This window comes from Streptomyces sp. NPDC002889, assembly GCF_042888425.1.
In the GTDB taxonomy this organism is placed as follows: domain Bacteria; phylum Actinomycetota; class Actinomycetes; order Streptomycetales; family Streptomycetaceae; genus Streptomyces.
Genome location: NZ_JBIAPT010000003.1, coordinates 317,557 through 335,267 on the forward strand (window position 1 = coordinate 317,557; position 17,711 = coordinate 335,267).

The following is a 17,711-nucleotide window of genomic DNA, read 5'->3' on the forward strand; positions in this document are numbered from 1 at the left end:
CGGTCAGTCGCCGGGCTGGAACGAGACGGGCAGCCGGGCCGGGGCCTTGCCGGTCGGTGCGATCTTGAGGGTCTTCAGGGAGAACTCCATCACTTGCTGGTAGATCGGGCCGCAGATCTGACCGCCGAAGTAGCTGCCCCTGGTGGGGTTCTGGATGGCGCAGTAGACGGTGATCTCCGGGTTGTCGGCGGGCGCGAAGCCGGCGAAGGATGCGGTGTAGCCCTTGTAGCGCCCGAGGTCGGGGTCGACGCGGTTGGCCGTTCCGGTCTTTCCGGCGACGCGGTATCCGGGGATACGGGCCTTGGTGCCGGTGCCCTCCCGGTCATCGACGACCGACTCGAGCATGCCGGCCAGGGTCTTGGCGGTCTTTTCGCTGACCACACGGCTCTTCTTGGGTGCGGGAGCCGCGGTGAAGCGTCCGTCGGGGCCCCTGCTGCCGCGGATCAGGGTGGGCTCGATGCGTACGCCGCCGTTGGCGATGGTCGAGTACACCGAGGCCGCCTGCATGGCGTTGAGCGAGAGGCCCTGGCCGAAAGGGATCGTGTACTGCTGCGAGGTGGACCACTTCTGCGGCGTGGCGAGGATGCCGGGGGTCTCACCGGGATACCCGAGCCCGGTCGGGCGGCCGATGCCGAACGCGCGCAGGTAGGAGTGGAGTACCCGGTTGGCCTGGGCCTGGGTCCTGCCGAGCTGGCCGGCCGCCAGAATCGTGCCGATGTTGCTGGACTTGGCGAGAACGCCGTTGAGCGTGAGGTACCAGGTGGGGTGGTCGATGTCGTCCTTGAAGAGCCGGTCGCCGCGGTGCAGCCGGTTGGGGACGACGACATGGGTGCCGGGGGTGGCGGCCTTCTCCTCCAGCACGGCGGCCATGGCCATCACCTTGGCGGTGGAGCCCGGCTCGTAGGCGTCCTGGAGCGCGGCGTTGCCCATGGCGGTCGCGTTGGCCTGCCCGAGGTCGTTGGGGTCGAAGCCGGGGGCGTTGGCCATGGCGAGCACTTCGCCGGTGCGGGTGCTCTGCACGATCACATAACCGCGGTCCGCCTTGGACTTGGCCACCTGCTTGGAGATGGCCTTCTGCGCCGCCCACTGGATGTCGCGGTCGATGGTCAGCTCGACGTCGGAGCCCGCGACGGCGGGGACCTCGCGGGAGCCGCCGGCGGTGGGTACGCGGCGTCCGCCGGACTGGGCGTAGGTGATCTGGCCGTCCTGGCCGGCGAGTGTCTTGTCGAGCATGGACTCGACACCGCCGCCGCCCCTGTTCTCGGCGTTGACGTAACCCAGTATTCCGGCGGCGAGATCACCGTTGGGATAGACGCGCTTGCTGCTCGGCTCCTGGAAGACGCCGGCCAGCACATTGGCTCCGGGGCCGCCCGCCCGCTTGTCGGCGGACGCCTTCTCGGCGTAGACGCCCTTGAGGTCCTTGATCTGGTTCCAGACCTGGGGGGTCTGGCGGCGGGCCAGCACGGCGTAGCGGGACCTGGGCGTCTTGAGCTTGCGGGTCAGCTCGGCGGCGTCCTTGCCGAGGATCGGGCCGAGCAGCTCGGCCGCCTGCTCCGGCGCGTCCGGGGCCTTGCTGTCCTGCGGCGTGAACATCTTCGGGTCGGCGGTGATGTCGTACGCGTCGACGCTGGTGGCGAGCGCGATACCGGCCCGGTCGGTGATCTCGCCTCGCTCGGCGGCGAGCTTGTGGCTGAGGTAGCGGTTCTTCTCCGCCTTGGCCGCGTAGGCGTCGGCGTCGACGGCCTGTACCTGGAGCAGCCGTACGACGAACGCCAGCATGACGAGGGTGAGGCCGAGGCTGACCAGCCGCAGCCGGGGGCGCGGGCTGCCGAGCCGGAGGGGGGCGGGGGCCGGGCCCCGCGCGGAGCGCGGGCGGCGGGGCGGGGGGCGCCGGGTCGACTGTGCGGAAGGCCGCCTGGCGGGGCCAGGCACCCGGCGGCGCGGAGGTTCCTTGCGGGGCACTGCGTCACCTGCCGGAGGTGGTCGGGGTCGGCTTGGAGGCGGGATTCGGGGGCGGCTGCGCAGACGGTGTCGCGACGGGCTTCGGGGACGTACGGGTCACCGGGGCCGACCGGCCGGGCGCGGTGGGCACCGCGGGCGCGGAGCGCTGTGCCTGGGTGGAGGGGCTCGGCGGCGGGGCCCCGGCTGCCCCGGAGAGGGAAGGAGAGGGCGGGGGCGCCGTGGGCGAGGCCGAGGGGGACGGCGCCCGGGAGGGCGCGGCCGGCCGGGACGGAGCCGCGGAGGTGGCCAGGGGCGAGGGATCGCGCCTGGCCTGTGCGGTGGCCTCGACCGGTTCGCCGCGGACCCTGCCGTCCGGGCCGAGGAAGGCGGGGTTGCCGCCGGGCACCATCCCGAGCTCCCGGGCACGCCGCTCCAGGGCGTCGGGGGCGGAACGGCTGTCGACGTCCCTCTGCAGAGCCTGTTCCTCGTCGGTGAGCTCGGTGGTCCGCTTCTTGATCTCGCTCAACTGGAACGAACCCTGGTTGAGCGAGGAGTTGAGCAGCAGGAGGGTGATCAGCCCCCCGGACAGCAGGAGCACGACCAGCAGGACGAAGGGGGTACGGGCGGCGGTGCCCGACCCGGAGGGCATCAGCCGCGCGAGCCGCGCGGCCCTCCCCTTCAGCTGCTTGGCCGCTGTGCTCAAGGTGTCCTCCGCATCGCTTCGCCGCCCGCCGCGCGCCAGGGGGAGGTCTGCCGGATCCTGCCGGGCGTGCCGCCCGCGGCGGTCACGACACGTCCTCCCGGATGCGCTGTGCTCCTCTCAGACGCGCAGGAGCCGCACGGCGGTTCTCGGCCACCTCTTCCTCCGTGGGCAGCTCCGCGCCGCGCGTCAGCAGCTTCAGCCGCGGCTGGTACTGCTCCGGTACGACGGGCAGACCGGGCGGTGCCGTGTTCGCTGCGCCGGCCGCGAAGACCTGCTTGACCAGCCGGTCCTCGAGCGAGTGATAGGACAGGACGGCGATCCGCCCGCCGACGGCGAGTGCCCCGACCGCGGCCGGAATGGCCCGCTCGAGGACCGTGAGCTCGCCGTTCACCTCGATCCGCAGGGCCTGGAAGGTGCGCTTGGCCGGATTGCCGCCGGTGCGCTTGGCGGCCTGCGGCAGCGCGTCCCGGATCAGTTCGACGAGCCGCGCACTGTTGGTGAACGGCTCCTTCTCCCGCTCGCGCACGATCGCCGAGACGATCCGCTTGGCCTGCTTCTCCTCGCCGTAGGCGCGCAGGATCCGCACCAGCTCGCCCGCCGGGTAGGTGTTGAGCACCTCGGCCGCGCTGACTCCGCTCGTCTGGTCCATGCGCATGTCGAGCGGGGCGTCCTGGGCGTAGGCGAAGCCGCGGTCGGCCTCGTCCAGTTGCATGGAGGAGACGCCGAGGTCGAAGAGCACGCCGTCGGCGCGCGGGACGCCGAGCCGGGCGAGCACTTCGGGGAGTTCGTCGTAGACGGCGTGCACGAGGGTCGCCCGGTCGCCGAACGGGGCAAGCCGCTCGCCGGACAGCCGCAGTGCTTCCTTGTCGCGGTCCAGTGCGATCAGGTGCGCCTCGGGGAACTGCGTGAGCAGCGCCTCACTGTGTCCGCCGAGGCCGAGGGTGCAGTCGACGACGACCGCACCGGGCCGCTGCAGGGCAGGCGCCAACAGGTCCAGGCACCGCTGGAGCATCACCGGGACGTGTCGGGTGTGGCTCATGCGCCCTCTCAGATCCGGCGCGGGCGGGTCATGGCCGGGCCGTGCGTACGCCGCGCACACGGGGAAAATTGCGGGAGACCACCGAATGCGCTGGTGATGTCCGTGAACTGCGCGTCACTTTAGTCCACAGGCCCGGCCGGTCAATCAACCGGCCAGCGCGCCGCGCGGCCCCCCTCGCCACGCTTGTGGGTTACCTCACAACAACCTACGTTGACCTTCTTTGTCCGCTCTCACAGCGGGCCGGCAGGTCGCGTGCGCATTACCTTCGTCCCATGTCGACTTCTGCGCACCACTCCGCCGACGCGGCCCGCACGGACGGGACGGTCACCGACCGTCTCGTCGAAGCCAACCGGCGCTACGCGGCCGATTTCCAGGATCCGGGCATGGACGCGCGCCCCGTGCTGCAAGTGGCCGTGGTGGCGTGCATGGACGCCCGGCTCGACCTGCACGACGCGCTCGGCCTCGAGCTGGGCGACTGCCACACCATCCGCAACGCGGGCGGGGTGGTCACCGATGACGTGATCCGCTCGCTGACCATCAGCCAGCGAGCGCTCGGCACTCGCAGCGTGATACTCATCCACCACACCAACTGCGGGCTGGAGAGCATCACCGAGGACTTCCGGCACGAGCTGGAGGACGAGGTCGGCCAGCGTCCGGCATGGGCGGTCGAGGCGTTCCGCGACGTCGAGCAGGATGTACGGCAGTCGATGCAGCGGGTGCGCACCTCCCCGTTCCTGCCGCACCGGGACGATGTCCGCGGCTTCGTCTTCGATGTAACGAAGGGCGTACTGCGGGAGATCGACCCCGCTGAGTGAGCAGTCGGGCACCCGACAAATCGATCAAACCTGGCATATCCCCCTCAGTTATCCACAGGCGAGTGACACAACGCGGTGACGCCAACAAGAATGCGGGTGTGACGTCGCTCCGGAACCATCCGGAGGCGGTGTCCGTGTTTCGGGGCGGGCCGTGCTGTGTGAACAGCAACGGCCCTAGAACGGGCCGAGGAGGGCCGGGTGACGACCTATGACGATCGAGCGAGCCTCACAGATCTGACCACCACAGTGGAGCGTGTCCGCAGGTCGGTGGAGAGTGTGATCGAGGGCAAGCCTGAGGTCGTACGGCTTTCGCTGACCGTGTTGCTGGCCGAGGGACATCTGCTCATCGAAGATGTCCCTGGAGTCGGCAAGACGATGCTGGCCAAAGCGCTTGCACGTTCCATCGACGGCTCGGTGCGGCGTATCCAGTTCACGCCGGACCTGCTGCCGTCCGACATCACCGGGGTGTCGATCTTCGACCAGCAGCGGCGTGACTTCGAGTTCAAGCCCGGCGCGATCTTCGCGCAGATCGTGATCGGCGACGAGATCAACCGCGCTTCGCCGAAGACGCAGTCCGCGCTGCTGGAGTCCATGGAGGAGCGCCAGGTCACCATCGACGGGCACAGCTACGAGCTGCCCAACCCGTTCATGGTGGTGGCCACCCAGAACCCGGTGGAGATGGAGGGCACCTACCCCCTCCCCGAAGCACAGCGCGACCGCTTCATGGCACGGGTGTCCATCGGGTACCCCAGCGCCGCCGCCGAGCTGCAGATGCTCGATGTGCACGGCGGCATCTCCCCGCTGGACGACATGCAGCCCGTGGCGCACGCCCACGAGATCGTGAAGCTCATCGACGCGGTGCGCCAGGTCCATGTCGCCGAGTCCGTGCGGCGGTACGCGGTGGAGCTGGTGTCCGCCACCCGCAACCACCCGGACCTCAGACTCGGCGCATCGCCGCGCGCCACGCTGCATCTGCTGCGTGCCGCGAAGGCCTCGGCCGCGCTCAGCGGCCGGGAGTACGCCCTGCCGGACGATGTGCAGGGCCTGGCCGTACAGGTACTGGCGCACCGGCTGCTGCCCACCGCGCAGGCGCAGCTGAACCGCCGCACCGCCGAGCAGGTCGTACTGGACATCGTGCAGCGCACCCCCGTGCCCACGAGCGGCAGCACCGAGGGCGCCTATGTCACGGGCGGGCCGGCCCAGCCGCCGCTGTACGGCCAGCAGCCCGGGGCCCGGCGGCTGTGATGCCGGCCGAGGGTCCCGCCGCCTCGGACGACCCGGAGGGCAAGGGCAAGGGCGGAGTGAGGGCGGCCCTGGGCGGGCTGACCACGCGGGGCCGTTCCTTCCTCGCCGCCGGGGTGGCGGCGGCCGCATGTGCGTATCTGCTCGGCCAGTCGGATCTGCTGCGGGTCGGGCTGCTGCTCGCCGCACTGCCGCTGCTGTGTGTGCTGGTGCTGTACCGCACCCGGTACCAGGTCGCGGCCAGCCGGCGGCTGTCACCCGCCCGCGTGCCCGCCGCCGCCGAGGCCCGGGTGCATCTGCGGATGGACAACATCTCTCGGATGCCCACCGGGCTGCTGATGCTCCAGGACCATGTGCCGTACGTGCTGGGGCCGCGGCCCCGGTTCGTGCTGGACCGGGTGGAGGCGGGCGGCCGGCGGGAGGTGTCCTACCGGGTCCGCTCGGATCTGCGCGGACGCTATCCGCTCGGACCGCTGCAGCTGCGGCTCAGCGACCCGTTCGGCATGTGTGAGCTGACGCGCTCCTTCAGCGCTTACGACACCCTCACCGTCATACCCCGCACCGAGGACCTGCCCGCGGTGAGCCTGTCGGGCGAGGCGTCCGGATACGGCGACGGGCGTCAGCGCTCCCTCGCGCTGGCCGGCGACGACGACATCATCCCCCGTGCCTACCGGCACGGCGACGATCTGCGCCGGGTCCACTGGCGCTCCACCGCGCGCTACGGCGAGCTGATGGTCCGCCGTGAGGAACAGCCGCAGCGGGCCCGGTGCACGGTGCTGCTGGACACCCGGGGCACGGCCTATCAGGGGGCCGGACCGGACTCGGCCTTCGAGTGGGCGGTCTCCGGCGCGGCATCGGCACTGATACACCTGCTGGAACGGGGTTTCGCGGTCCGGCTGCTGACGGACACGGGCACCTCGGTGCCCGGGGAGGGCTCCGACGGCTTCGCCGGTTCGACCCAGGAGTCCGCAGACTCCGCGGGTCTGATGATGGACACCCTCGCCGTCGTGGACCACTCCGACGGCGGCGGTCTCTCCCGTGCGTACGACGTGATGCGCGGCGGTAACGAGGGGCTCCTGATCGCCTTCTTCGGCGATCTGGACGACGAGCAGGGCGCGATAGCGGCCAGAATGCGCCAGCGCAGCGGCGGCGCGGTCGCATTCGTCCTGGACAGCGGGACGTGGGTGACCGGGGGTGCGGTGGCCGGCCAGGTCGACGAGCGGCTGCGGCAGTTGCGCGAGGCGGGCTGGACGGCCCTCGCCGTACCGCCCGGAACACCGCTGGCCGACCTGTGGCGGCAGGCGGGCCGGCAGCACACCGACGCACCCGCCGCCGGTACGAACGGGTTTTCTGGGGGTTGGTCATGAGCGGTCGCGGAAGGCTCGCACTCTGTGCCTTCGCCGCCACCCTGATGGCGGCGGCATCGCTGCTGCCGCTGGTCGATTCGGCGGGCTGGATGGTGCAGGCGGCGTTCCTGCTGGCAATCCAGAGCGGGGCCGGCGCACTCGCCCTGCGCGTGCCGCTCGCCCGGCCGCTCACCGTGGCGGTGCAGGCGCTGGTGACGCTCCTGCTGCTCACGGTGGTCTTCGCACACGGCCAGGCGCTGCTCGGCGTGCTGCCGGGGCCCGAGGCGTTCGGCCGGCTCGGCGAGTTGCTGACCGCGGGCGTCGACGATGTGGGGCGCTACGCGAGCCCGGCCCCCGCGACCGACGGCATCAGGCTGATGGTGATCGGCGGCGTGCTGCTGATCGGCCTCGCGGTGGACGCGCTGGCGGTGTCCTACCGCAGTGCCGCCCCTGCCGGACTGCCGCTGCTCGCGCTCTACTCGGTGGCCGCAGGCCTCTCCGGCGGCGCGAGCTGGATCTGGTTCCTGCTCGCGGCCTGCGGCTATCTGGTGCTGCTGCTGGCCGAGGGCCGTGACCGGCTCTCCCAGTGGGGACGCGTCTTCGGTGGTGCGCCACCCGGCCAGGGGGGTACGCCCGGTGGACTCGCCGGGGGGAGCGGCCAGGCCCTGGCACCGGCACGCACCGGTCGCCGGATCGGTGTGCTGGCGCTCGGTGTCGCGCTGGCGGTCCCGGCGGCGCTGCCCGCCCTGGGCGGCGGCCTGCTCGGCGGCGTGGGCAACGGACCCGGCCCGGGTGCGGGTGGTCGCGGCGGCACGATCGACGCGGTGAACCCGCTGGTCGCGCTCGACGACAGCCTGAAGCAGTCCGAGAACCGCGAGGTGCTGCGGTATCGCACGAACGCACCCGACACCAAAGATCTGTATCTACGGATCATCGCGCTGGACAAGTTCAACGGCACGGCGTGGAGTTCTTCGCAGCGCAAGGTCGTCGACGTGCCCAAGCGGCTGCCGGAGCCACCCGGACTGAGCCCTGCGGTCGGTGTCACCGAGGTCAAGACGAATCTGTCGGCTGCCGGCACCTACAAGCAGAACTGGCTGCCCCTGCCCTACCCGGCCTCCACGGTGGCCATCAAGGGGAACTGGCGGTTCGAACCCGAAGGACGGGGCCTGGTCGGCGACCGGGGGCAGACCACCTCGGGCGTGCAGTACTCGGTGAGCAGCCTGGTGGTGCAGCCGACACAGGAGCAGTTGGTCGGAGCAGCCGCGGCCCCCGCCGCCCTGCTGCGTGAGTACACCCAGGTGCCCGAGGTGCTGCCGGACGAGGTCCGGCAGACCGCCCGGAAGGTCACCAAGGACGCGTCGAACGACTGGGAGCGGGCCGTCACGCTGCAGGACTGGTTCGCCAGGAAGGGCGGTTTCGTCTACGACACCAAGGTGGAGTCGGGGACGGGAGCCCGGGCGATCACCCGCTTCCTGAAGCAGAAGGAAGGCTTCTGCGTCCACTTCTCGTTCTCGATGGCCGCGATGGCGAGGACTCTGGGCATCCCGGCCCGGGTCGCCGTGGGCTTCACCCCGGGAACCCCGCAGTCGGACGGCACGGTCTCGGTCGGCCTGCGCGATGCGCACGCCTGGCCCGAGCTGTACTTCGAGGGTGTGGGATGGACGCGGTTCGAGCCCACCCCGAGTCGGGGCAACGTTCCCGACTACGCGCGGCCGCAGGCTCCTTCCGGCTCGCCCACCAGCCCGGCGCAGCCCGAGGCCACGGGCTCCTCGGCGCCGTCGGCCCGGCCCACGAACCGGGACGCCTGCCCGGAACCGGAGCGCCGGCTCGGGGAGTGCGGCGCCGCCGCGCCGCGCGACATCGAGCCGCCCCAGTCCGACGACTCCACGCTGAGCACGGTGCTGACCGTGAGTCTGAGCGTGGCGGGGGCGGCGCTGGTGCTGCTGTTGCCGCTGCTGTGGCGGATCAGGACGCGCGTGCGCAGGCTGGCCACGGGCGTACGCACTCCGGCGAAGGCCGGGGCCGGCTCCGACATCGGCGACGAGGACGCGGCGGGACATCCCGTCCCGGGGCGCACGGCCGTCGAGGACCCCGGCAGGACGCTGGCGGCCTGGCGGGAGATCAACGACACGGCCTGGGACTTCGGGATCCCGCCCGACGAGTCCCAGACACCGCGCAAGGCGGCGGCCCGGATCGTCCGGCTCGGCAAACTGGAGGACGAGCCCGCGGCGGCGGTGCACCGGATGGCCCGTGCGGTGGAGCAGGTGCTGTACGCACCCGCCCCCCGTCCCGCCACCGGACTCGTGGAGGACGCCCGGCAGGTCCGGCTGGGGCTGCGGGACGCGGTGGGCTTCTGGACGCGGCTGCGGGCGCTGCTGCTGCCTCCGTCGTCGGTCCGGGTGGTGTGGGCCGTCTCGGAGCGCTGGACGGTCCTCACCGAGCGGTGGAGTCCGCGCCGGCTGGGTCTGGAGCGCTGGACGGCGAGGCTGCGCCTCCCGTCGCGGCAGCGGGGCTGAGGCCGGGCCGGGGCGGGGTGCAAGCCCTGCCCCCGCCCCGTTCGCGGGCAGGCGGCACATGGCCCCGGTCCGGGACACCTTCCGGCCGCGGACGGGTAGAGCGGCGTGCGGCGTGTCGTGCGGTGCGGCTCACCGGGGAAGCAACAGCGGATACGGGTGAGGGGCGACGCTTCAAGAGCGTCGCCCCTCACCCGTATCCGTACTGCCTGTATGCGATCCGCACGTATGTGATGTCGCGGCTGTGTTCCGCGGCCTCAGTGTTCCGCGGTGCTCAATGGCCCTGTTCGTCGCGGCGGCGCTGCCACCGCTGCTCGATCCGGTCCATCATCGACCTGCGCTGGTGGGACTGCCGGCGCCCGGCCGGTTCCCCAGGGGTCTGCTGCTCACCCGGTTTCGGCGCTTTGCGCCAGCCGGTGACCGCCAGGACCGCACAGCCGAGCATGACGAGAAATCCCACCACGCTGATCCAGATCTGCTGGGCGACCATTCCGGCCATGAGGAGCGCGATACCCACCAGGAAGCCTGCGACCGCCTGGTAGACCCGTCGCCGGGTGTACGTACGCAGCCCGCTTCCCTCAAGCGCTGTCGCGAACTTGGGATCTTCGGCGTACAGCGCTCGCTCCATCTGCTCGAGCATTCGCTGCTCGTGCTCCGAGAGCGGCACGGAGTCCTCCTAGTCGTCGGTCGCGGGGGCGACCGGTATGCGGCCCTTTCAGGATAGGCAGGGATTCGCCCCCGTGAAACCCGCCCACTCGCCAATCGCCGGTCCGGGCCGCCATGCCGGACAAGTGCTGAGGCGTTGATTCCCCAACCTCCCGTCCGCCATGCCGGATGGTGTCCCCCGATCATACGGGGCGTTGGCCACGAACGGGGGGTCTGTGGCGTACTCCATCTGCGGCTGCGCCGCTGATCAGCGGCGCTTCTCGCCCAGTACGTGCAGCTGGGTCGCGACCGAGTGGAACGCGGGCAGTTCGGCGGCTGCCGCTTCCAGCTGCAGCAGGGCGTCGAGGGCACCGGGCTCGGTGTCGACCAGAACGCCCGGGACCAGGTCCGCGAAGACCCGTACGCCGTGCACGGCGCCGACGTCGACACCGGCGGCCGTGACGGCGGCGGTGAGCTGTTCGGCGGTGAAGCGGCGGGGCATGGGGTCGCCCGCGCCCCAGCGCCCGTCCGGGTCCGTGAGCGCCCGGCGGGCCTCGGTGAAGTGACCGGCGAGGGCCCGGGCGAGGACCGCGCCGCCGGTTCCGGCGGCGAGCAGACTGAGCGCGCCGGCCGGGCGCAGCGCGTCCACCGCGTTGCGCACGCCCTCGGCCAGGTCCTCCACGTACTCCAGGACGCCGTGGCACAGGACGGCGTCGTAGCCACCGCGCTCGACGACGTCGAACAGGCCGTGAATGTCGCCCTGCACGCCGCGGACGCGTTCGGCGACCCCTGCCTCGGCGGCCCGGCGCTCGAGCGCGAACAGGGCGTTCGGGCTGGGGTCGACGACAGTGACCCGGTGGCCGAGCCGGGCGACGGGCACCGCGAAGTTTCCGGAGCCGCCGCCGGTGTCGAGGACGTCCAAGGCGTCCGTCCCGGTCGCCTTGACCCGGCGGTCCAGGGCCTCTTCGAGGACGTCCCAGACCACGGCGGTACGGAGAGCGGCGCGGGGTCGCATCGGGTCCGACACGGCAGTTGACTCCTCGGGCGGTGTGCTGGTGAAGACGCATCCCACCCTATTGCCTCCGCCGGGCGTCCCGACCCTCCGTCTCACCCCACGGCGTCTCCCGTCCCCGGCCGCCGCACCTGGTCGGCCCTGGGCTGGGGCAGCACCGGCTGCAGCACCAGCAGCCGCTCGACCAGGCGCAGGAACATGGCCGCGTCGCGCAGCAGGTCGTCGGCGTCGCGGGTGCTGGCGGCGCCCTGGATGCCGGCCTCGGCTCGGGCCCGGCGCGTCGCACCCGAGGCGAACAGCATGCTCCACTCGGTGAGCTCGGGCGCTATCTCGGGCAGCACCTCCCAGGCGCTGCGTATGCGCTGCCTGCGGCGGGCACTCGTCTCGGGGCGGCCGCGGGCGGCGAGAACCGCGGCAGCGGTGCGCAGCGCGGCGAGATGTGCCGTGGCATACCGCTCGTTGGGCTGGTCGAGGGCCGCGGCCTCGTCCAGTCCGGTGCGGGCCTGGGCGAGCAGGTCGAGGGCGGCGGGGGGCGCCGAGGCCCGCCGCAGGACGGGGTGGACGTCGTGAGCGGGTCCGGTCAGTGAGGGGGCAGGGCCGGTGGCGCGGCGCCGCGGTGCGGCTGCTGCGGAGTAGCTGGCCATGACGAGCCTCCTGTCGTCGTGTGACGGCACTGTGTCCGTATGTGTCCATCGTGAGGGGCCCCACTGACAATCGGCTCCGACCTGCTGGTTTCTCCTGGGAGTTGGTGAGCGGGGGCGGAGGCTAAGGTGGGTTGAGAAGAACGCGGGAACTTTCGGGACTGTCATGCGCGGACATCGCACCGACCCTCCGCCCGACAGCGCGCAGCAACTCCTGACCACGCTCGGGCAGCTCGTCGACCAGGCCCTGGACCGGATCAAGATGCAACGGGCCCGGGTCGAGCTGGCCATGGCCCTGCAGCGTCATATGCTCCCGCCCCGACTGCCGGAGCTGACCGGTCTGCATATCGCGGCCCGGTACACCCCCTCACGTGACGGCCTCGACGTGGGCGGTGACTGGTACGACGCCTTCGAGATGACGGACGGGTCGCTCGGGCTCTCGATCGGTGATGTGCAGGGCCACGACGTGGAGGCCATCGCGTTCATGGGCCAGGTCCGCACCAGTCTGCGGGCCCTCGCCGAGGCGACGAGCGATCCGAGAGAAGTGCTGAGCCGCGCCAACGATCTGCTGATCTCCATGGGGTGTGGCCTCTTCGCGACCTGCTGCTTCCTGCGCTTCGACCCCGTCAGCCGCGATCTCACGGCGTCCCGGGCGGGCCATGTCCCGATGATCTGGGCCACTGCCGGCGGCCGCTACGGCATCGCCCTGGACAGCGGAGGCCCGCCCCTGGGCGTCGTGTCGGGCGTGCGCTATCCGGTGACCCACCGACGGCTGTGGGAGGCCGGGGTCCTCGTGCTGCTCACCGACGGGGTCGTGGAAGGACCGAGCTACCCGATCGAGGCCGGCCTGGAGGAGGTGGCACAGCTGGCGCGCGCGGGATTCGACGCCGACCCCGACGTATTGGCCTCCGCCGTCGTCAAAGTGGCCGACCGGACCGGCCACCGCGACGATGCCGCCGTCCTCGTCGTCCGCTACGACGGTCCGCGCGAGCCCTGGTAACCGCTCTGCGCGGCCTGAGTCGCCGTCGCCCCGTCGACAGCGCAGACTGCTGAAGTGCGCACTGCAGAGATCGGCCGCTACTGGTCGGTTGCTTTGCGCATCCTTGCCGTCGCCGCCTTCTACTACGGCGCTGCCCGACTCGGGCTGCTCCAGCAGTTGGTGGGCGGCCAGGTCACGCCTCTGTGGCCACCGACCGGCGTGGCTCTTGCCGGGCTGCTCGTCTTCGGCCTGCGGATCTGGCCGGGCATCGCGCTCGGCGCCTTCCTGGTCAATGTGTCCATCGGCCCCACGGCCCTCGCTGTGCTGGCCATCGTCGCCGGCAACACCGCGGCTCCGGTGTGCGCGTACCTGATGCTGCGCCGGACGGATTTCCGGGACCGGCTGGACCGCCTGCGGGATGTCCTGGCGCTGGTCTTCCTCGGCGCTCTGGCCGGGATGCTGATCAGCGCGACCGTGGGCACCGGTGTCCTGGTGCTTTCCGGGGCGCTGGACGCGGGCGATTTCTGGCCGACGTGGTCGGTGTGGTGGACGGGTGACGCGATGGGTGTCCTCGTGGTCACTCCGTTCCTGCTCGCACTGCGCAGGTTCCGGTGGCCGCCGAAGGCACGACCCCGCCGCTGGATCGAGGCGACGGCGCTGCTGCTGGGCACGCTCTTCGCCACCATCCTGGCGACGGGTACCACCAGTGCGGCCCTGCTCTTCCTGGTCTTTCCGTTCCTGATCTGGGCCGCCATCCGCTTCCAGCTCGCCGGTGCCGCGACTTGTGCGCTGGGGGTGTCGACGCTGGCGATCCTCGCCGCGGCCCGGCAGTCAGGACCGTTCGCGGATCTGGACCTGTTCGCCGACATGGTGACGCTGCAGGCCTTCAACGGGACCACGGCTCTGACGGCGCTGCTGCTCGCGGCGGTCATCACCGAGCGGAACGAGACGCATGAGGAGATCAAGCGGCTCTGCGCACGGCTCGCCGAGATGGTGGCGGAGATCGAGCCGCGGCGCGATCGCGAGGGTTGAGAGCGCACCGGTTTTGCTTGGAGCGGGGGTCTCGGGGTACTTTTTTGAACTGACCAGTCAGTTCAAAAAGGGGGAGTGGGGGTGGGGCACGTGGACAGCCCGCACGGGGCGGCCGTCACAGCCGAGGGGCTCGGGCTCAAGGGGCCGCGCGGCTGGACGTTCCGCTCGGTGAGCATCGACGCGGCACCGGGGTCACTCGTGGCGATCGAGGGCCCCTCGGGCACGGGGCGCACTTGTCTGCTGCTCGCGCTCAGCGGACGCATGCGCCCGACCGAGGGCCACGCCGAGGTGGCTGCTCTGCAGCTGCCACGCAAGATGGCCGCCGTGCGCCGGATCAGCGCTCTCGGCCCGGTGCCGGGGGTCAGCGATCTGGACCCGGCGCTGACCGTCGCCGAGCATCTGCGCGAAAGGGCCCTGCTGCAGCGCCGCTTCGACGCTTCGCTGCGCGCCCTGCTGCGCCCGCGCGCCGAGAGGGCGGCCGAGGCCCAAGGCCGTATCGACAGGGCCTTGGATGCCGCCGGGCTGGACCTGGCGGCGCTGCCCAAGCAGGGGCGGACCGCGGTACGCGATCTGGAGCGGCTGGAGGAGCTGCGGCTGTCCGTCGCGCTCGCCCTGATCGGCCGCCCCCGGCTGCTTGCGGTCGACGACGCCGACCTCAAGCTCTCCGACGCCGAACGCGCCGAGGCCTGGGCACTGCTGCGCAGCATCGCCGACGGCGGCACGACGGTACTCGCCGTGTGCAGCCAGGCGCCCGAGGGCACCACCGTCGTCCGCACGACGGCCGTCCAGGGCGCCCCTGCCTTCGCCGCCTCGGTCGCCCCGGGCGACGAGGCCGAAGCGGCGCAGGCCGACACCACAGCCGAGGCGGCGCTCACCGAGGCCGAGCCCGCGTCCGAGGCCGACCCGGCACCCCGGCCCGAGCCGGCGTCCGACAGCGACAGCGGCGGCAAGCCCGAGTCCGACAGCGACGCGGACAGCGACACCGACAGCAGGCCCGGGAGCGGGAGCAGGCGCGCGAGCGGGTCCGCCACCGACATCCGTACGAACGAGGAGGGGGCGGCCGATGCGCTCGCCGAAACTGGCCGCGCTTGAGCTGAAGCGCTTCGGCAGGGGGAAGCTGCCGTCCGCCGCGCTCGTCGCGGTCCTGCTGCTGCCACTGCTGTACGGCGCCCTGTACCTGTGCTCCTTCTGGGACCCGTACAGCCGGCTCGACAAGATCCCTGTCGCGCTGGTCAACGAGGACAAGGGCGCCACCGCCTCCGGCAAGAAGATCACCGCGGGAGACGAGATCACCAAGGGCCTGCTCGACAGCAGCGTCTTCGAGTGGCACGAGGTCGGCGACGCCGAGGCCCGCAAGGGCGTCGAGGACGGCACGTACTACCTCTCGCTGACCATGCCGGAGGACTTCAGCAGGCGTATCGCCTCGAGTTCCGGCGACTCCCCCGAGACCGGCGCGCTGCAGGTCCGTACGAACGATGCCAACAACTACATCGTCGGGCAGATCTCGAGGACCGTCTTCGCCGAGGTGCGCACCGCCGCGTCGACCGACACCTCGCGCTCCTTCCTGGACCGGATCTTCATCTCGTTCTCCGACATCCACGGCGCGACCGAGAAGGCCGCGAAGGGCGCCGACAAGATCAAGAACGGGGTCGGCAAGGCGAAGCAGGGCTCCAAGGATCTCGCGGACGGGCTCAAGGACGCCAAGGACGGCAGCGGGAAGCTGGCCGGCGGGCTGACGAAGCTCAACAAGGGCGCGGCCGACCTGGAGACCGGTTCCCAGCAGGTCGCCGACGGCACCCAGCGGCTCGCCGACAAGGTCAACACGTACGCGTCCGGAATCCGCCCGTACCTCAAGGACAACGGCAGGCTCATCGGGGACTCGGCCCGGCTGGTCGCCGACACCTCCCAGGCGGTCCGCCGCAATCTCGACACCCTGGTCAAGGTCGCACCGGGCAGCGCGGCCGCCGCCCACGCGTCGGCGGACGAACTGGACGAGCTGTACCGGACGCGCTGCGAGCAGGAGTTGCTCCCGGACCCGGCCTTCTGCCCCCCTCTCAAACGGGCGAAGGACACGGCCGCCGACGTCGCGGGGATCGCGGACGACGTCAATGCGCTGGTGCAGGACAACAGCGGCGGTCTCAAGACGCTGGACGGGAACCTCAAGAAGCTGGAGAAGCAGGCGAGGGATCTCGCCGAGCGGGCTCCCCGCCTGGACGAGGACCTGGAGTCGACCGTCCGCGACATCAACAAGCTCAACGCGGGCGCCCACAAGGTCGCCGGCGGTGCCGACCAGCTGCACACCGGGCTGACCAGCGCCAAGACGGGCTCCACCGACCTCGACACGGGTGTCGGCAGGCTCAAGAAGGGCGCGGGAGACCTCGACGGCGGGCTGTACCGGCTCCGCGACGGATCCACCGAGCTGGCCGGCGGGCTCAACGAGGGCGTGGACAAGATCCCCGACTACGACAGGCAGGAGCGCGACCGCCGCACCGAGGTGATGGCCGATCCGGTCCAGCTGGCCGCGCAGTCCCTGCACAAGGCCGACAACTACGGCACCGGCTTCGCCCCGTACTTCATCCCGCTCTCCCTCTGGGTCGGCTCGATGGTCGCGTACATGATCATCCAGCCGCTCAACCGCCGGGCGCTCGCCGCCGGTGGCTCCGCCTGGCGGATCGCGCTGGCCGGCCTGTTGCCGGTCGCCGCCATCGGGCTGCTCCAGGTCGCCGCCCTGATGGCGGTCCTGCACTGGGGCCTTGGACTGAAGCTCGCCCACGCCGCCGGGGCCGTCGGGTTCCTGGCACTGGTCACCTGCTGCTTCGCGGCGATCATCCAGTGGCTCAACGCCCGCTTCGGGGCAGCGGGCCGGATCCTGGTCCTCGCGGTGCTGATGCTCCAGCTGACCTCGGCCGGCGGCACGTACCCCGTCCAGACGAGCCCGGCGTTCTTCAACGCGATCCACCCGTTCCTGCCGATGACGTACGTCGTCGAGTCACTGCGCATACTGATCACGGGCGGCGGACTCGGACCGGTGTGGCACGCATGCGCCGTGCTGGCCGCCTTCACCGTGGGCGCGCTCGCACTGACCGCGGTCTCCGCCCGGCGCAAGCAGGTATGGACGCTGAGCCGGCTGCATCCGGAGCTGAGCCTGTGACAGGGGTGAAACCTGTGAGAATCGGTCTCATGGACAGCAGCAGCACCAGACGCCGGAGCTCTCGGGACAAGCTCTACGAGGCGGCGGTCACCCTCATCGCCGAGCAGGGATTCTCCGCCACCACGGTGGACGAGATCGCCGAGCGCGCCGGGGTCGCGAAGGGCACGGTCTACTACAACTTCAAGAGCAAGACCGAGCTCTTCGAGGAGCTGCTGCGCTACGGCGTCGGTTTGCTGACCGCCTCACTGCGGGAGGCCGCCGATGAGACGGAGCAGCGCGGCGGCACGAAGGTCGAGGCGCTGGACGCGATGATCCGGGCCGGTCTGGTCTTCATCGGCCGCTACCCGGCTTTCACCCAGCTGTACGTCGCCGAGCTGTGGCGGACCAACCGGGCCTGGCAGTCGACGCTGCTCGTCGTTCGGCAGGAGGCGGTGGCCGTCGTCGAGACGGTGCTGCGGGAGGGCGTCGAGCGCGGAGAGCTGAGCGAGGAGATCGACGTTCCGCTCACGGCCGCGGCGCTGGTCGGGATGGTGCTGGTGGCGGCGCTGGACTGGCAGGCGTTCCAGCGGGAACGGTCGCTGGACGATGTGCACGGGGCGCTGTCGCTGCTGCTGCACGGGCGGGTGAGCGGCCGCCGGGACTGAGCCGGCTG

Annotated in this window: 15 protein-coding genes; 9 read left to right on the plus strand and 6 right to left on the minus strand. The window is 71.5% G+C overall.

Features of this window, described 5'->3' with window-relative positions; genetic code table 11:
* Positions 1–3: 3 nt before the first annotated feature.
* From ACFYWI_RS06435 to rsmH, 3 genes are all read right to left on the minus strand, one after another.
* Positions 4–1,962 carry a peptidoglycan D,D-transpeptidase FtsI family protein gene (locus tag ACFYWI_RS06435; RefSeq protein ID WP_389226001.1) on the minus strand — a complete coding sequence of 653 codons (1,959 nt, stop codon included), beginning with the start codon at positions 1,960–1,962 and terminating at the stop codon, positions 4–6.
* A gap of 4 nt (positions 1,963–1,966) precedes the next feature.
* Complete coding sequence (locus tag ACFYWI_RS06440) at positions 1,967–2,644, minus strand: septum formation initiator family protein (RefSeq protein WP_389226003.1); 678 nt, start codon at positions 2,642–2,644, stop codon at positions 1,967–1,969.
* 82 nt (positions 2,645–2,726) lie between these two features.
* The gene (rsmH, locus tag ACFYWI_RS06445) at positions 2,727–3,683 is read right to left on the minus strand and encodes a 16S rRNA (cytosine(1402)-N(4))-methyltransferase RsmH (protein ID WP_389226006.1); all 957 of its coding nucleotides are present in this window, start codon (positions 3,681–3,683) and stop codon (positions 2,727–2,729) included.
* A gap of 272 nt (positions 3,684–3,955) precedes the next feature.
* Here rsmH and ACFYWI_RS06450 point away from each other — a divergent pair, with 272 nt between their 5' ends.
* From ACFYWI_RS06450 to ACFYWI_RS06465, 4 genes are all read left to right on the plus strand, one after another.
* On the plus strand, positions 3,956–4,498 hold the full coding sequence (locus ACFYWI_RS06450; RefSeq protein ID WP_389226009.1) for a beta-class carbonic anhydrase: 543 nt from the start codon (positions 3,956–3,958) through the stop codon (positions 4,496–4,498).
* Positions 4,499–4,696: 198 nt separating this feature from the next.
* A complete protein-coding gene (locus ACFYWI_RS06455) occupies positions 4,697–5,743 on the plus strand; it encodes an AAA family ATPase (RefSeq protein ID WP_389226012.1) in 1,047 nt (348 codons plus the stop codon).
* Positions 5,743–7,107: a DUF58 domain-containing protein gene (locus ACFYWI_RS06460; RefSeq protein WP_389226015.1), complete on the plus strand. Its 1,365-nt coding sequence runs from the start codon at positions 5,743–5,745 to the stop codon at positions 7,105–7,107. Before ACFYWI_RS06455 ends, ACFYWI_RS06460 begins: the two co-directional genes overlap by 1 nt.
* Complete coding sequence (locus ACFYWI_RS06465; RefSeq protein WP_389226018.1) at positions 7,104–9,602, plus strand: DUF3488 and DUF4129 domain-containing transglutaminase family protein; 2,499 nt, start codon at positions 7,104–7,106, stop codon at positions 9,600–9,602. Before ACFYWI_RS06460 ends, ACFYWI_RS06465 begins: the two co-directional genes overlap by 4 nt.
* A gap of 271 nt (positions 9,603–9,873) precedes the next feature.
* Here the strand turns inward: ACFYWI_RS06465 and ACFYWI_RS06470 are convergent, their stop codons facing one another.
* The 3 genes from ACFYWI_RS06470 to ACFYWI_RS06480 all read right to left on the minus strand — a co-directional run bounded on the left by ACFYWI_RS06470 (position 9,874) and on the right by ACFYWI_RS06480 (position 11,900).
* On the minus strand, positions 9,874–10,266 hold the full coding sequence (locus ACFYWI_RS06470) for a DUF3040 domain-containing protein (protein WP_389226021.1): 393 nt from the start codon (positions 10,264–10,266) through the stop codon (positions 9,874–9,876).
* A gap of 246 nt (positions 10,267–10,512) precedes the next feature.
* Positions 10,513–11,271, minus strand: coding sequence for a methyltransferase (locus ACFYWI_RS06475; protein ID WP_389226024.1), 759 nt, complete (start codon positions 11,269–11,271; stop codon positions 10,513–10,515).
* Positions 11,272–11,351: 80 nt separating this feature from the next.
* Positions 11,352–11,900, minus strand: a complete 549-nt coding sequence (locus ACFYWI_RS06480; protein ID WP_389226027.1) for an SAV_6107 family HEPN domain-containing protein — start codon at positions 11,898–11,900, stop codon at positions 11,352–11,354.
* A 163-nt stretch (positions 11,901–12,063) separates the two neighbouring features.
* Between ACFYWI_RS06480 and ACFYWI_RS06485 the strand changes: the two genes are divergently transcribed.
* From ACFYWI_RS06485 to ACFYWI_RS06505, 5 genes are all read left to right on the plus strand, one after another.
* Positions 12,064–12,897 carry a PP2C family protein-serine/threonine phosphatase gene (locus tag ACFYWI_RS06485; RefSeq protein WP_389226030.1) on the plus strand — a complete coding sequence of 278 codons (834 nt, stop codon included), beginning with the start codon at positions 12,064–12,066 and terminating at the stop codon, positions 12,895–12,897.
* A gap of 54 nt (positions 12,898–12,951) precedes the next feature.
* Positions 12,952–13,908 (plus strand): MASE1 domain-containing protein, encoded by a 957-nt coding sequence (locus ACFYWI_RS06490; RefSeq protein WP_389226034.1) that lies wholly within the window; start codon positions 12,952–12,954, stop codon positions 13,906–13,908.
* Between the two features lie 90 nt (positions 13,909–13,998).
* Positions 13,999–15,000, plus strand: a complete 1,002-nt coding sequence (locus ACFYWI_RS06495) for an ATP-binding cassette domain-containing protein (protein ID WP_389226037.1) — start codon at positions 13,999–14,001, stop codon at positions 14,998–15,000.
* Entirely contained in the window at positions 14,972–17,059 is a 2,088-nt protein-coding gene (locus tag ACFYWI_RS06500) for a YhgE/Pip family protein (RefSeq protein ID WP_389226040.1), read from the plus strand. Before ACFYWI_RS06495 ends, ACFYWI_RS06500 begins: the two co-directional genes overlap by 29 nt.
* 29 nt (positions 17,060–17,088) lie before the next feature.
* A complete protein-coding gene (locus tag ACFYWI_RS06505; protein WP_389226043.1) occupies positions 17,089–17,703 on the plus strand; it encodes a TetR/AcrR family transcriptional regulator in 615 nt (204 codons plus the stop codon).
* Positions 17,704–17,711 lie beyond the last annotated feature (8 nt).

Excerpts from the sequence above, each read along its gene's own strand:
- rsmH (WP_389226006.1), bottom strand. The coding sequence starts at position 3,683 with ATGAGCCACACCCGACACGTCCCGGTGATGCTCCAGCGGTGCCTGGAC.
- ACFYWI_RS06460 (WP_389226015.1), top strand. The coding sequence starts at position 5,743 with ATGCCGGCCGAGGGTCCCGCCGCCTCGGACGACCCGGAGGGCAAGGGC.
- ACFYWI_RS06500 (WP_389226040.1), top strand. The coding sequence starts at position 14,972 with ATGCGCTCGCCGAAACTGGCCGCGCTTGAGCTGAAGCGCTTCGGCAGG.
- ACFYWI_RS06485 (WP_389226030.1), top strand. The coding sequence starts at position 12,064 with ATGCGCGGACATCGCACCGACCCTCCGCCCGACAGCGCGCAGCAACTC.
- ACFYWI_RS06480 (WP_389226027.1), bottom strand. The coding sequence starts at position 11,900 with ATGGCCAGCTACTCCGCAGCAGCCGCACCGCGGCGCCGCGCCACCGGC.
- ACFYWI_RS06465 (WP_389226018.1), top strand. The coding sequence starts at position 7,104 with ATGAGCGGTCGCGGAAGGCTCGCACTCTGTGCCTTCGCCGCCACCCTG.
- ACFYWI_RS06450 (WP_389226009.1), top strand. The coding sequence starts at position 3,956 with ATGTCGACTTCTGCGCACCACTCCGCCGACGCGGCCCGCACGGACGGG.
- ACFYWI_RS06505 (WP_389226043.1), top strand. The coding sequence starts at position 17,089 with ATGGACAGCAGCAGCACCAGACGCCGGAGCTCTCGGGACAAGCTCTAC.